The 14,699-nt window shown below is 33.1% G+C and carries 13 protein-coding genes; 8 read left to right on the top strand and 5 right to left on the bottom strand.

The window, feature by feature from the left end; genetic code table 11:
* Positions 1–32: 32 nt before the first annotated feature.
* The 3 genes from CN601_RS02495 to CN601_RS02485 all read left to right on the top strand — a co-directional run bounded on the left by CN601_RS02495 (position 33) and on the right by CN601_RS02485 (position 2,967).
* The gene (locus tag CN601_RS02495; protein ID WP_098121733.1) at positions 33–422 is read left to right on the top strand and encodes a YidH family protein; all 390 of its coding nucleotides are present in this window, start codon (positions 33–35) and stop codon (positions 420–422) included.
* 74 nt (positions 423–496) lie between these two features.
* Positions 497–1,384: an alpha/beta fold hydrolase gene (locus CN601_RS02490; protein ID WP_098169920.1), complete on the top strand. Its 888-nt coding sequence runs from the start codon at positions 497–499 to the stop codon at positions 1,382–1,384.
* Between the two features lie 758 nt (positions 1,385–2,142).
* Positions 2,143–2,967, top strand: a complete 825-nt coding sequence (locus tag CN601_RS02485) for a MerR family transcriptional regulator (protein WP_098169919.1) — start codon at positions 2,143–2,145, stop codon at positions 2,965–2,967.
* A 51-nt stretch (positions 2,968–3,018) separates the two neighbouring features.
* Here CN601_RS02485 and CN601_RS02480 read toward each other — a convergent pair whose 3' ends face one another.
* Positions 3,019–4,371 carry an Nramp family divalent metal transporter gene (locus CN601_RS02480; RefSeq protein ID WP_098169918.1) on the bottom strand — a complete coding sequence of 451 codons (1,353 nt, stop codon included), beginning with the start codon at positions 4,369–4,371 and terminating at the stop codon, positions 3,019–3,021.
* Positions 4,372–4,961: 590 nt separating this feature from the next.
* Between CN601_RS02480 and CN601_RS02470 the strand changes: the two genes are divergently transcribed.
* Positions 4,962–6,128 carry an oxalate decarboxylase family bicupin gene (locus CN601_RS02470; RefSeq protein ID WP_098169917.1) on the top strand — a complete coding sequence of 389 codons (1,167 nt, stop codon included), beginning with the start codon at positions 4,962–4,964 and terminating at the stop codon, positions 6,126–6,128.
* Positions 6,129–6,180: 52 nt separating this feature from the next.
* Here the strand turns inward: CN601_RS02470 and CN601_RS02465 are convergent, their stop codons facing one another.
* The 3 genes from CN601_RS02465 to CN601_RS02455 all read right to left on the bottom strand — a co-directional run bounded on the left by CN601_RS02465 (position 6,181) and on the right by CN601_RS02455 (position 8,255).
* On the bottom strand, positions 6,181–6,795 hold the full coding sequence (locus tag CN601_RS02465) for a TasA family protein (protein WP_098169916.1): 615 nt from the start codon (positions 6,793–6,795) through the stop codon (positions 6,181–6,183).
* A 73-nt stretch (positions 6,796–6,868) separates the two neighbouring features.
* On the bottom strand, positions 6,869–7,414 hold the full coding sequence (sipW, locus tag CN601_RS02460; RefSeq protein ID WP_373604948.1) for a signal peptidase I SipW: 546 nt from the start codon (positions 7,412–7,414) through the stop codon (positions 6,869–6,871).
* A gap of 13 nt (positions 7,415–7,427) precedes the next feature.
* A complete protein-coding gene (locus tag CN601_RS02455) occupies positions 7,428–8,255 on the bottom strand; it encodes a DUF4047 domain-containing protein (RefSeq protein ID WP_098169914.1) in 828 nt (275 codons plus the stop codon).
* A gap of 271 nt (positions 8,256–8,526) precedes the next feature.
* Here CN601_RS02455 and CN601_RS02450 point away from each other — a divergent pair, with 271 nt between their 5' ends.
* Both CN601_RS02450 and CN601_RS02445 read left to right on the top strand, forming a co-directional pair.
* On the top strand, positions 8,527–10,242 hold the full coding sequence (locus tag CN601_RS02450; RefSeq protein WP_098169965.1) for a M4 family metallopeptidase: 1,716 nt from the start codon (positions 8,527–8,529) through the stop codon (positions 10,240–10,242).
* A gap of 215 nt (positions 10,243–10,457) precedes the next feature.
* Positions 10,458–11,717 carry a helix-turn-helix domain-containing protein gene (locus CN601_RS02445; RefSeq protein ID WP_098169913.1) on the top strand — a complete coding sequence of 420 codons (1,260 nt, stop codon included), beginning with the start codon at positions 10,458–10,460 and terminating at the stop codon, positions 11,715–11,717.
* Between the two features lie 218 nt (positions 11,718–11,935).
* On the opposite strand, the gene CN601_RS26460 is transcribed toward CN601_RS02445, so the two are convergent.
* Positions 11,936–12,112, bottom strand: coding sequence for a hypothetical protein (locus CN601_RS26460; protein WP_179865409.1), 177 nt, complete (start codon positions 12,110–12,112; stop codon positions 11,936–11,938).
* A gap of 431 nt (positions 12,113–12,543) precedes the next feature.
* Here CN601_RS26460 and CN601_RS02440 point away from each other — a divergent pair, with 431 nt between their 5' ends.
* Positions 12,544–13,221 (top strand): response regulator transcription factor, encoded by a 678-nt coding sequence (locus CN601_RS02440; RefSeq protein WP_098169912.1) that lies wholly within the window; start codon positions 12,544–12,546, stop codon positions 13,219–13,221.
* Complete coding sequence (locus tag CN601_RS02435) at positions 13,218–14,603, top strand: sensor histidine kinase (protein ID WP_098169911.1); 1,386 nt, start codon at positions 13,218–13,220, stop codon at positions 14,601–14,603. Before CN601_RS02440 ends, CN601_RS02435 begins: the two co-directional genes overlap by 4 nt.
* The last annotated feature ends 96 nt before the right edge of the window (positions 14,604–14,699 follow it).

The raw sequence follows: 14,699 nt of genomic DNA, 5'->3' as shown, positions 1-14,699 counted from the left end.
ATTGATGATTTATAAGTAAGGAGTAATTAATAATGGAATCCTTAAATAATCAAAAAGAATTACCTGATGAAAGTGTTAAATATGCACAACAGCATTTAGCAAATGAAAGAACATATTTAGCATGGTTGCGTACAGCAATTTCGATCACTGGTGTAGGATTTTTAACAACCTCAATTCATTTTACGATTAAAATTAGCGATAATTATTTCATTAATACACTAGCAGTTTTTCTTGGGATTTATGCATGTGTTGTAGGTTTTATTACAGGAGTATTAGCTACAATGCAATACAGTAAAAAGCGGAAAGAAATTCAAAATGGAAAATTTATACCTGCGAATAATTCAGTTATTCTTGTATCGATTTTATTTTCTTTTTTAATATTCATGATTGTGATGTATCTTTCCTTATTATTATTTAAATGAAAACAGTTTAAAAATCCTCCGTTTGCCTGTCCTTTTTATAGGGATAATTAAAAAAAAATCGAATATTTAATAGAGTGGACAGTAAAACGAATGGAGTGATTAATATTTTAAATCCTATATCTCGATTTGAAACAATTAATGGAATGGAGCTTCATTTTACAGAATGGGGCGATCGAAAAAATCCAACGGTTGTTTGTTGGCATGGTTTAACTAGAAATGGTCGAGATTTTGATATTTTAGCGCGTCATTTAGCTAAGAATTATCATGTAATTTGCCCCGATACAATTGGACGAGGATTTAGTCAGTGGAGTACTAATCCTGAGCAGGACTACTGTTTTGAAAACTATGTAAAGATTGCGATTGGTTTATTAGATCAATTAGAGATTGAACAAGTTCGCTGGGTAGGGACATCAATGGGTGGCGCAATCGCAATGCGACTTGCTGGTACACCGCAACACCAAAACCGCATTACTCATTTAGTTTTAAATGATATTGGGGCTGGAGCTTCAGAAAATCAACCGCAAGACATTGAGGGAATTAAGAGAATTATTTCTTATGTAGGCGCACCTCCCGCGTTTAAAACATTTACTGAATTGAAGAACTATTATAAGTTAATTTACAACTCATTTGGAGTTTCAAGTGAGGAAGAATGGAATGACTTTACTCAAAACTCTTGCCGCAGAAGAGATGAAGGTGGAATAAGTCCTGATTATGATCCTAAAATTGCATTGCAATTCCAACACTCTGAAGATCTTAACTTGTGGAATTACTGGGAGGCTATTCAATCAAAGATTTTACTCATTAGAGGAGAAATTTCAGACGTATTGCCGCTTGACGTAGCATTAAAAATGAAAGAAACACAAAGCTTTCAAATGGAAACAATACCTAAAGTCGGTCATGCGCCTGCATTAAATACTAAAGAGCAAATTTCAATTGTTGAGAAGTTTTTAAAGGAAGTTTAGTTAATATATAGGTTATAAGAAAACCCTCTATGAGGGTTTTTTAGCGTGTTGAAATAAAACTTAGTCAAATATTGAGTTGATAATAACATATCCCTAAAGGCTTTATGAGTATGTAAAAATGCCAAAAACAGAAGGGGTGTTACTCATGAAGGGGTTATGAGTAAGCAAAAGAGCACAAATCAGTAAAAGTGTTACTCATAAAGGGTTCATGAGTAAGTAAAAGAACAAGATTCTGTAAAAATGTTACTCATAGAGGGTTCATGAGTAAGTAAAAGAGCAAGATTCTGCAAAAATGTTACTCATAGAGGGTTCATGAGTAAGTAAAAGAGCACAAATCAGCAAAAATGTTACCCATAAAGGGTTCATGAGTAAGCAAAAGAGTAGAAATCAGCAAAAATGTTACTCATAGAGGGTTCATGAGTAAGCAAAAGAGCATAAATCAGCAAAAATGTTACTCATGAGGGATTCATGAGTAAGTAAAAGAGTAGAGATCAGCAAAAGTGTTACTCATGAGGGGTTCATGAGTAAGTAAAAGAGTAGAAATCAGCAAAAATGTTACTCATGAGGGGTTCATGAGTAAGTAAAAGAGCATAAATCAGCAAAAATGTTACTCATGAGGGGTTCATGAGTAAGTAAAAGAGCACAAATCAGCAAAAATGTTACTCATGAGGGGTTCCACTCCAAAAAGGTTTTTATTATTTTATTGACTATGACGCTACGTCACCGTATAAACTGTGAAATGATAGGAGGGATAGCAAGTGGATACCAAATTTTATTATATAACTGAATTTGCGAGAAAAACTTCTGTTTCAGTTAGAATGCTACGATACTACGATCAGCAAGGTTTATTAAAACCAACAAATTCCGATGAATCTGGTTATAAATTATACACAGATTCTGATTTAGTTCGTCTTCAATCAATCCTTACTTTCAAGTTTTTAGGTTTTTCATTGAAGGATATTCAATCTATTTTAAATGAAAGTAGCTTAGACTTATCTACAAAGTTACATGAACAAAAAGCAATGTTGGAAGCTAAAAAGAATCAAATTAATAAGATTATTAATGCGATTGAACAGGTAGAAACAACCCTCAATTCAGCTTCAATAGATTATGAAAGTGTTACAGAGCTAATTCAATTGGCACATTTTAATTTAAAGCCTGAATGGGTAAATCAATATTTATCAACAGAGGACCGTAAAGTGATGAGAGGAATTGCAAAAGAGTCTTACACTAAAGAAACTTTACAAAAATTAGCCAAGCGCGGATGGACTGAAGAAGACCATATTCGTCATTTAAATGATTATCAATATTTTAGAAAGAAACTATCTGAGCTTGTTCAAGATGGATATAAAGTAGAGAGTGCTGAGGCGCAAGAATTAGTTAAGTTTTTAATGGAGATGAATAATCGCTATAGTCAAAATGATCCTCAAATTAAAGAAGGTATGAAAAAGTCTTGGGAAAGATTTAAGTCTTTGACTGAAGATCAAAAGCCAAAAACATATACGATCCCGGAAATAGAATTGGAATTTATTAGACTTGCGAGTATTTTTTATCACCAAAAATTAAATAATCATAAAGCATAAAAAAAGATTGAACAAATGTCACTTAAACATCTGTTCAATCTTTTTTATTTTTTAATTGAAGAATGTTGCCCAAAGTAAGTATACATTTAAAACTGCTATTACGGATGCAATCGTCCATGCAATATATTTGAGCCAAGTTTTGTTAGCAAATTTACCCATCTTCTTTGGATCATTCGTAAACATAACTAGTGGAATTACCGCAAATGATAACTGTAATGATAGGATAACTTGACTAAGGATTAATAAATCTGCGGTTCCTTTTGAACCGTAAAGATAAGTTACGATCAGAGCTGGTGTAACAGCAATTAAACGAGTAATTAATCTTCTTATCCAAGGTTTAAGTTTAATATTTAAAAAGCCTTCCATGACAATTTGCCCAGCTATCGTACCAGTTAAAGTAGAATTTTGACCTGATGCTAATAGCGCTATTCCAAAAAATGTGCTTGCTAGAGTCGTTCCAAGTAATGGAGTAAGAAGTTGGAATGCGTCTTCAATTGATGCGACATTTGTATGACCTGATTTATAGAATGTAGAAGCTGCTAAAATTAAGATTGCTGCATTTACAAATAGTGCGATCATTAATGCAACTGTTGAGTCAATTGTAGCAAATTTAATTGCTTCTTTCTTACCAGTATCAGACGTATCATACTTTCTAGTTTGAACGATTGACGAGTGAAGGTATAAATTATGAGGCATAACAGTTGCCCCTAAAATTCCTAATGAAATATAAAGCATTTTTGGATCTGTTATAACTTGAGAACTTGGAATGAATCCACCAAATACAGCTTTTATATCAGGTTGGGACATGATGAGTTCAAAAACAAAACTACCTGTGATTAAAATAATTAAAGAAATAACAAATGCTTCGATGTATCTAAATCCTTTATTTTGTAAAATTAAAATAAGAAATATATCTAACGTTGTCAAACAAATTCCGTAAAACAAAGGAATACCGAATAATAAATTTAGAGCGATGGCTGATCCAATCAATTCAGCTAAGTCACATGCGGCAATTGCAGCTTCACAAAGTAACCAAAGTACAAATGATACAGGTTTACTAAAGTGGTCTCGACATGCTTGAGCTAAATCTCTTCCAGTAACAATTCCTAATTTAGCTGCTAAAGATTGAAGGATGATGGCCATTAGATTTGATATTAAAATAACAGATAATAAATTGTAATTAAAAGCAGATCCACCTGCTATTGATGTTGCCCAGTTTCCAGGATCCATATATCCAACTGCGACTAAATAACCTGGTCCTGCAAATGCTAGAAATTTGCGGAAAGAACTAGCTTTCTTTGGAACAGATAATGATCGATGGACTTCTTGCAAACTAGGTTGTGATTGTTCCTGTCTCCAGCCGGCCTCGTCATAAATGACTTTTTCTTGTGTTTTTTGTGACATGTTTCCCACCACCTGTTTTATTGTACACATCTAATAGTTTTTCCCTAGGGAAAGTTTTTAAATTATATGCTGATTTTAACACAATAGTTCTTATTTGTAATAAAAAATTTTTTATAATTCGCTAATTTTCAGTAAATATCTGATAAACGTTAATTAATAGGGTTTTCTTTGGTTTCTGCTTTTTTAATATTTTCTATACTATTTTGAGATTATGGGAGAAGTTAGCCATTTATATTTGTGATATACTAGTCAAAAAATTCAGTTAGCTAAAAGAGGAGAGTTAGATGGAAAGTACAGATTAAATTCTATTGAAGACGAAATTAAAAAGGGAAATTATATAAAAATAAATAATACGAATTTGAGTGCAGAAGAAGTGGTGAATTTGATAAAGGAGAGGTTTGATTTGTAAGAAGTAATTTGATAGACATTGTAAAGAGTGTAGAAGAATTAAAAAACTAAAAATATTTATCCTTTTTAAGAAGTTGTTTTATACAGCTTCTTTTTTTGCAACATTTCAATACTGCATAGTAAAAGTAGATAAAACATATATTTGGTACGGGTATGTAATTAGGAACTGAAGGGAGAAAGTCATGGATGATTATTTTAATGAAAAGAGAAGATTAAATAGTAGCATTCCACAACCAATTAGACCAGATGGCGCAGGAGCGACAGATAATGGCCCGCGAGATATTATGCGAGATATAGAAAATCCAGATATGCTAGTTCCTCCAATAACGGATGCGGGAATGATTCCGAATTTAAAATTCTCATTTTCTGATACTCATATGCAATTAAATCATGGTGGTTGGTCAAGAGAAATAACTGTAAGAGAATTGCCAATCTCTACTACAATTGCTGGAGTAAATATGCGCTTAACTCCAGGAGGAGTAAGAGAGCTGCACTGGCATCAACAAGCCGAATGGGCTTATATGATTTTAGGAAAAGCTAGAATTACAGCTGTTGATCAAGATGGACGGAATTTTATAGCGGACGTTGGAGAAGGGGAGATTTGGTACTTTCCTCCAGGTATTCCACATTCAATTCAAGGACTAGAAGAGGGTTGCGAGTTTTTACTCGTTTTTGATGATGGGAGTTTCTCAGATTTAAATACAATATCGATTTCAGATTGGTTTGCTCATACTCCTAAGGAAGTACTTGCCAAAAATTTTGGAACAACGCAAAATGTCTTCGGAAATATCCCTAAGGAACAAGTGTATATTTTTCAAGAAGAGGTGCCTAAATCTCTCGAAAGTCAACAAGTGCAAGATCCGCATGGGAGTGTACCAAAAAGTTTTTCTTATAATTTACTAGCACAAAAACCAATTATTACTCCAGGAGGAACAGCACGGATTGTTGATTCTACTAATTTTCCTATTTCAAAAACAATTGCTGCTGCTCTTGTAGAAATAAAACCAGGTGGAATGAGAGAAATGCATTGGCATCCAAACAATGACGAATGGCAATATTATTTAACTGGTACTGGTCGAATGACTGTATTTGGGGGCAGTGGAAATGCACGTACTTTTAACTATCGAGCAGGAGACGTAGGATACGTACCTTTTGCATTTGGACATTATATAGAAAATACAGGTGACACAAGTCTTTGGTTTCTCGAAATTTTTAAAAGCGATCGATTCGAAGATGTATCACTTAACCAATGGATGGCACTTACTCCACATGAATTAGTAAAAGAGAATTTAAATGTAGGCAATGATTTAATTGAAAGGCTACGCAAACAAAAATGGCCGGTTGTTTAATAGAAAGATAGAAAAACCACCTATTTTGATATAGGTGGCTTTTTTGTTTTTATTAGTTGCTGTTAGGGTCAGTGTCGTCGTGATATGTACTGCCACCAGTTTGAGCATTAAATGTCCAGTCAACTTTAAGCTTATCGCCTTGGAACTCGTTTTGGTTTTCTCCACTATCAACAAATTCGAATAATACGAAAATCTTTTCATTTTGTCCTGCAGCAATCCCATCCGGATCTTTTGTACTACCAACAAATTGATTAATTGCTGTTAAATCTGGAGTTTGATTTTGTAAATCATATAATGTTGTATCAACGATCTCATTTGTAGCACTGCTAGTGTTATACATAATAGTCACTTTAATATTCTTAGCTAAATCTTCAGTGTTATCACCTTTTACGTCTTCAATTTGATATTTAGTGTTTAATAAAACTTTATTAATATCTAAAGTACCATTGTTTTCTAGTGTGAATTCACGATAAACTTCGTCACCAGGTTTTAAGTTACTAATATTGACTACTGCTTTTGGATTCATCCCTAAGTCTAATGTACCTGCTGCAAATGTATTTTCAGTTTTAATTGTGTCACTGAAATATGCAAAAGTACCCCCACTAATTAATGATAAACCCATAGCCCCACTCATAACAACTTGACCAATTCGCTTAGTAAAACTCATTTCTTTTCCCCCTTAAGGTTATATTTATTAAACTCTTAAGCTCTTATTTTGTACTTAAGAGAACTAACCAACTTCATCCTGCTGTTTTTTGTTCAAACTCTTTTCTTAATTGGAACAAATTGCGTATTGCAAAAAGAGTTAAAAGAATACCCGGAACGATTAACAATAGTGCTGATCCAGCTTTTGAGCTTACGAAATTTAGTGCATAACCTATATATGGAATCGTAAAATTAGAATATTTACCTAAAATATTCTGAGGATACACAGTCCATAGATCTTGGGCGTTATTGTTATCACCCTTAGTTTTATATGAAATTTCACCATCTTTTTGATGGACGGCTACTATTCTGTGAGTGATTAACTTATTGTCCATGTGAAAGGTAACAATGTCGCCTTTTTGATAAGATGATGGATTTGTTCCTAATTTAACAACGATAATTGATCCGGTATGGAAGGTTGGTTCCATTGATCCAGATAAAACTGCTTTTAATTGGTAGCCTAACATAGTAGATTCTCCACCCGTAAACCTTGAAGAAATTACGATAAATGCTAAGAAACACAAGATGACTAAAAAAATACTTTTTAAAATATTACCTACAATTGATAAAATTTTCTTCAACATGAGTGATCACCTATTCATTTTGAGTTTTATTATCTGAATTATCCGAAGTTTCATTTTGGTCTGATTCTGCATCAGTGTGTGAAGCATTGATATTCTCAGTATTATTTCGTGAAACCCCAATGCCGTCTTTTTTCTTCTCATCACCTTCATTTTGGACTGATTCTACATCAGTGTGCGGAGCATTGATATTCTCAGTATTATTTCGCGAATCCCCAATGCCGTCTTTTTTCTTCTCATTATCTTCATTTTGGACTGACTCTACATTTGTTTGTGAAGCAGTGTTGTTCTGCGCATTATTTTGAGAATCATCAATATTGGCCTTTTTTTCTTCGTTACCTTCATTTAGGTTTAATTGAATGTCAGCTTTAATCTTGTCTATCTTTTCAAGATTGATTGATTCATTTACTTGAAGGATCAGTTGATTTATCACTTCGTAACCCTTCCTTTCATATTCATAGCTGTTGCGGTCTACCTCTTGAAGCTCGTGAACTTGATTATGGTAGGAATTCATTTGTTCCTGAATTCTATGTAGACTTTTTATTTCATCATTTAGTTCATGTTCCTCATTAAGAACATTAGTAAGTAATTTGGACATTTCAGAGTCTGTACCAATAGGTGAAGTTTTCAAAATCGACTCATATAAATGATTAGCCTTTGTTGAATGATCTTTGGCTGCTATTACTAGTTGCTGAATCGTTTTTGGAAACACAATTGCTGCTGAAATGACTTGTTCTGATGAAGCTCGACTAGAAAATGATGCCTCCGTTTGACCAACTGTTTGCATTGCTAAGTAAAATTGAATCGAACATAAACTTATTATTATAGAGACTTTTTTCATTGCTTGTTTTTCACTCCTTTGCAAAAAGCCCTGTTGAAATTCATTATTGCTCAATTGTCAGAAAATTGAAACCGGGTTATTTTCGGGTCAATGCCTAGTAGTTTTTTGTCGAAATTAGTCACTAATAGGGCGAAAAGCTAAAGAAACACGCGAAAAAGAACCCGACTTGTACATATTGATTTAATTTTGAATTTTCTCAATAATGAAAATTGCAGTCGCAACACAAATTAAATAAGGGGTGAAAGTTTTGAAAATGAAAAAAGAGAAAAGAATGAGAAGAAAAGCAATTCCAGCAGTAATGGCATTAACTGTAGCATTTGGAGGCGGGCTAACTACATTACCTTCATTTGTAAATGTAAAAGCAAGTGCAGCAACAGTAAATCAAGCTTTAAGTAAGGAAGAAGTTGTAAAATCATTTCTGAATTCAAAAGTGGATGGTCTAGCGAGATCAGGTTCTACATGGGAACAATTTAAAATCGTTAGTGAAGAAACTGACACCAAAACAAATACTTACCATGTAAGGACGGTTGAACAGTACAAAGGAATTCCAATATATGGATCAGGACAAGCTGTAGCGCTAGACGCAAATAACAATGTATACGCATCTTTTGGTAATGTAACTCAAAAATTAGCTCGTACAATTATTCCGACTGAAGCAGCTATTTCTAAGGAAGATGCTGAAGCAACTGCTAAAGAGAGCATAGAATCTCAAATTGGGAATGTTACAAATTATGATGGAGTTGATACTGAATTAACAATCTATCCACATAATGGAAAGTATTATTTAGCATATTTAGTTAAAGCTTCAACCTCTGTACCAGCACCTGGATATTTCCATTATTTTGTGGATGCTACTAATGGAGAAATAATCAACAACTTCGATGCAATTGACAATTTAGCAGATCCAGCAAAACTTACTGTTGCGGTTGGTAGAGGTTTAGACGTATTTGGTAAAATGCAGACATTCCCTGTAGGAAAAGACACTTCAACTGGTACTAGCTATTTATATGGTGGATCAATTGCTGGTGGTACTACAACAGCACCAAATATCGTGCCACTTGCAACTTTCGATGCTCATCGTATGGGGGAAACTCCATTTATTCTTCTTTCAGCACTATTAGGATTTACAGGATTTGAAATAGGAACAAATAGTTCAACTAATTTCTTCTATGATCCTGCTGCAGTTTCAGCTCAAATGAACTCTGATAAGGTAAACAAGTATTATCAAACTGTTCACAAGCGTAACAGTTTAGACAATAAGGGAATGACGTTAATAAGCACTGTTCACATCGGTGCAAAATGGAATAACGCAGCTTGGAACGGAAAGCAAATGCTATATGGAGATGGTGATGGAATAGTTCTTGGTTCATTAGCAGGCGGACTAGACGTTACAGGTCACGAAATGACACATGGTGTAATCTCAAATACTGCAAACCTTACATATGAAGGTGAGTCTGGTGCAATCAATGAATCATTGGCAGATATTTTTGGTGCATTAGCAGAAATGAATGCTGCAGGTGCTACATCTCCGTCTGATTGGGAAATGGGTGAAGATATCTACACTCCTACAAAAGATGGTGATGGAGGACTTCGTTCATTAAGCAACCCAAAATCTAAGTCCCTTAGTTCTATTTATGGATTAAAGGATAATAAATATCCAGATAATTACGCTGATCGTTATTTAGGTACAGAAGATAAAGGTGGCGTACACATCAACAGTAGTATCAACAATAAAGCTGCATATTTAATCGCTGAAGGTGGCACACATAATGGAATAACAGTAACTAAGCTGCAGCGTTCAGTAGCAGAGAAAATCTATTACCGTGCATTAACAATGTATTTAACACCTTCTTCTGGTTTCAAAGAAATGCGCGAAGCTGCAATTCAAGCTGCTCGTGATCTATATCCAGATAGCAAAACTACTGGTCTACCATCAACACAAACAAAAGCAGTAATGGATGCATATGATGCTGTCGGTGTTAAATAATAATTAAACTTAAAAACCATGAACAAACTTAGCTGTTCATGGTTTTCTTATTTTCTTTAACTTTTTCCTGTTAGTCCGTAAAAGTAGTATTAAAATACTATATTTATAATTGGTTTTTCATTAAAAAAACTTAATAAATAGTGACGATATAACTATTAAAAAATGGTTAATATGTAGTATATTTAGTATAAATTTTAGGATAGGGGGAGCATTCAATGATCGAAGGAGAAGTTATAAAATTTTATCGCACAAAAGCCGGACTAACACAAGAAGAACTAGGAAAAGGAATATGCTCTTCCAAGCACGTAGGGAAAATTGAACGAGGGACTACATCCTATTCCTCCGAGATTATTACCTTATTTTCTGAACGATTACAAATTGATATTCTTAAAGAAATTGCTAACTTTGAAAAGCTTGAAAAGAAACTACAAAACTGGCACACAGCAATTATTAAACTTAGAATGAAGGAAGTTGAATCATATAAAAATGAGCTGGAAGAAAGCCCATTTATTAATTCATCAAGATATGATGCGCTATATCAATTACTTCTAGCAAGATATTATCTCTTACATAACGATTTTAAGAACACTATTACGATTATTCAAAGTTTACAAAGAAACTATAAGGACCTACCTCCTTTTGAAAGAAATCTCCTTTTGCACGTAATAGGAAATTATTATTTAGGTAATTACAATAACTCAAGTACAGAGAACCACCATAAAGCAATACAAACTTTAAAGAAGATTGATATTAATGAGTACGGCAATCCTGAGTACTACTATCACTTAGCAATGGCCTATGCATGGACTGATTCTAAGGTTATGGCATATGTATATGCAGAAAAGGCACTTAATCATTTTAAAGAAACAAGTAACTATTTACGCGCAATAAATGCTGAATCAGTTATGCTTTTACAAGCCAGCACAGATGTACATATAGATTTTAAAAAATTAAAACGATCTTATAAAAACTTAATCCACGACAGTGAAGCTCTTAATGCACCAGATAAAACGGGGATGTTGTTAAATAACTTTGCATTGGAATATTATAAAAGAAAAGAGTATGAAAAAGCGCAAAAATATTATAAAGCAGCGTTACAGTTGGAGAAAAAGCCTTCTGTAATCTATCTCCAACGACTGAATAATTATCTTAAAAGTTCATTTGAAGGCAAATTAATGCGAAAATCTGCCTTATTAAATAGTGCTCAAAAGGGTCTAACAATTGCAGAGGATCTAAACAATCAACACTATCAAGTACTTTTTACATTACTAATCTATTCCATTGAAAATAAAACGAAAGAATCTATTGAGTACACAGAAAAGACAGCTTTTCCTTATTTTAAATCACGCAATCATACAGTTCTAATGAAAAGATATGGTAAGCAGTTGTATGATTATTATGTAAAAGAAAAAGAGTTTGCGAAGGCAGTTGAAATGTCTAACTACTTAATGGGTGCAGTTAAACTAGATAACTAAAGGCCAGTTAAGGGAGAGTTCTTTTGTTTCACATTAAAAAAGGATCAATACGTAAATGCCAATTTTAGGTATAAGTATAAGTGTTGATGATTCTTACAGAAGACGTTCCTTTAAAGGGTACAATTATCATCATCCAATTTATCTCTTTATTTTTATGACGGCTACTATTGAGCAACATCAAAAAAAGTTCCATCCAGGAACTTTTTTTTTGAGCATTTTTATGTTGAAACAGTAATATCGGAATTAGGTGCAAAACTTACTATTTCCAACATAATTGGAGTATCAGCTAAAATTCCGTCTCCTCCAGTAGGCACAGTAATCACTAATGAACCAACGTCTGTTGCTCCAGGGGTGTATGCTGAAATAAGGGACAGTTTCATTAGTTGAAGTGCCATTTGGATTTGCTCCTTTCTATTATGATTGACTCTTTTCGAAATGATTGTCGTTTATAACATGACTTTTAAAACACACAGTAAATAAAGAAGTTGTTTGAAAAAAAGATGTGGGGTTTCTGTAGGAGTATCAGAAAAAGTGAAACTTTAAGATGCTAGCCAAATGCTCTATATTAAAAACATATAGGGGCGTAATCAACTAGTCATCTTCTTAAAGAGCAACAAGATTTACGAAAACAGCCTTAATTATAAAACTACAATATTAATTTTATGTTTGAAATGACAGAAATGTATGGGGGACAAACTATATTACAGAAATATTTTTAATCACGTTATAATACATCGGCATTTCTACCCATGAAATAAAATGAAAAAAGATATTAAAATTAAAATATGATATGATTTGTACTAATTTCAAAGAATGGGGATAAATTATGATTCGAATTTTAATCGTTGATGACGACTCACATATTAGAGAATTGCTGAAAATGTATTTACAATCAGAAGGCTATACGACATTTGAAGCAGCTAATGGAGATGAAGCTTCGACATTACTCGAAAATCAACAAATAAATTTAGCGATTGTAGATGTAATGATGCCAGGCAAAGATGGGTACCAGCTTTGCGAAGAAATAAGAGAGTATTATGATTTTCCAGTCATATTATTAACCGCAAAAAGTGAGCTGTCGGATAAAGAAAAAGGATTTGCTGTTGGGACAGATGATTATTTAACAAAGCCTTTTGAACCAAAAGAAATACTCTTTCGGATTAAGGCGCTGTTAAGGCGATACAATATGATTAGCGCTCAAAAAATTAAGCTGAATGAGACTGTTATTGATCGAAAAAGTTACGAGGTTTACTGCAATGGAAAATTACTAATGCTTCCAATGAAGGAATTTGAATTACTATCTCAATTGGCAAGTTATCCGGATCGAATTTTTACACGAGATGAGCTTATTCAATTAATTTGGGGTGCCGATTTTGAAGGTGATGATCGAACAATAAATGTTCATATTAAACGTTTACGTGAAAGATTTTCAACTTTAACGGATGATTTTAGTATAAAAACTGTTCGTGGTGTTGGGTATAAATTGGAGGTCACTAAAAAGTGAAAACTTTATACATAAGAATTGTTCTTACAATCATCGTTGTTATGATCAGTAGCAGTTTATTGGCTTTCTTTTTTTCTAATGTGTATTACCACTATCAATTAAAGCCTTATAATGATAAAAAATTAACTAAAATGGCTCTAGATATTGGTACTTTTTATGAAGAAAATAATGGAATTAAGCTTAGTAACTATTTAAAGAGTGTTAGTAAATTAGGATATCAAATTTTAGTGGTGGATGAAAAAGGAGATAAATCCTTTTATGGAGGTTCTTTTAGAGATAAAAAACTAGGCCATAAGGTTATTGATTCTGTCTTAAACGGAAAGGTTTATCACGGTATTGCTGAATTTCCAACATCATTATTTGTAACTGGTTTTTTTGACAACACTTTGAGTAATACAATTGGTGTCCCGATCAAGTCAGGTAAAAATCAGATGGCACTTTTTATGCGACCAAATGTACAGCTTCAATTTGGTGAGTTACGTATTCTTTTTTCGATTCTCCTATTACTGACAATCGTATTAAGTATCATATTTGTTTTAGTTAGTACAAGATATATTGTAAAACCGATCATTAAATTAACTGAAGCAACTAAGAGAATTGCAGAAGGAAAGTATGATGTAAAGTTGCAAATTAACCGACAAGACGAAATAGGAAAACTTGCTAACAACTTTTCAAATATGTCACAAAAATTGGGACAAATTGAGGCAATGCGCCAGGAATTTGTTTCGAATGTATCTCATGAAATTCAATCTCCACTTGCATCAATTCAAGGTTTTTCGCAATCACTTCAAACTAAAAGCTTAACTGAAGAGCAGAGAAATCATTACTTATCGATCATAGAAGAAGAAAGTAGAAGAATGTCCTTATTAAGTAAACAATTATTAACGTTAGCTGCATTAGATAAGGAAGAAAGTATTTTACAAAAAATAACTTTTGATGTTGCAGAACAAATTAAGCAGGTGGTTTTTACAACTGAATGGAGTTGGAGAAACAAGGATTTGGCTATTGATTTAGAATTACCACAAACTTTAGTCTACGCTGATAAGAATTTACTGCATCAAGTTTGGACAAATTTAATGACAAATAGTATTAAATTTAGTCATGAAGGCGGATCAATCTCAATAAAGCTCAGTAGCAATGAAGAACATGTACAAATTGAATTTCAAGATACTGGAATAGGCATTTCTGAGCATGATTTAAAACAAATATTTAATCGGTTTTTTATTGTTGATAAAGCAAGGACTCGAAAAGAATCTAGCAGCGGCTTAGGTTTAGCCATCGTAAAACAAATTATTGAATTGCATAATGGGCGTATTGAAGTAAGTAGTAAAGTTGGCGAAGGAACTAAATTTTATTTATCCATTCCGCATCATATTTCATAATTGTCATCGACTGTTCATCTGTTGTTCATCTAACATTCCTATACTTTAAATTACAAAGAGTGATTCTGTTTTTACACTCTACAAATTAAGTATATT

Source organism: Bacillus sp. AFS017336, assembly GCF_002555445.1.
Taxonomy (GTDB): Bacteria; Bacillota; Bacilli; order Bacillales; family Bacillaceae_G; genus Gottfriedia.
The sequence above is the reverse complement of the archived record's forward strand: the minus strand, read 5'-3'. Positions and strand labels throughout refer to the sequence as shown.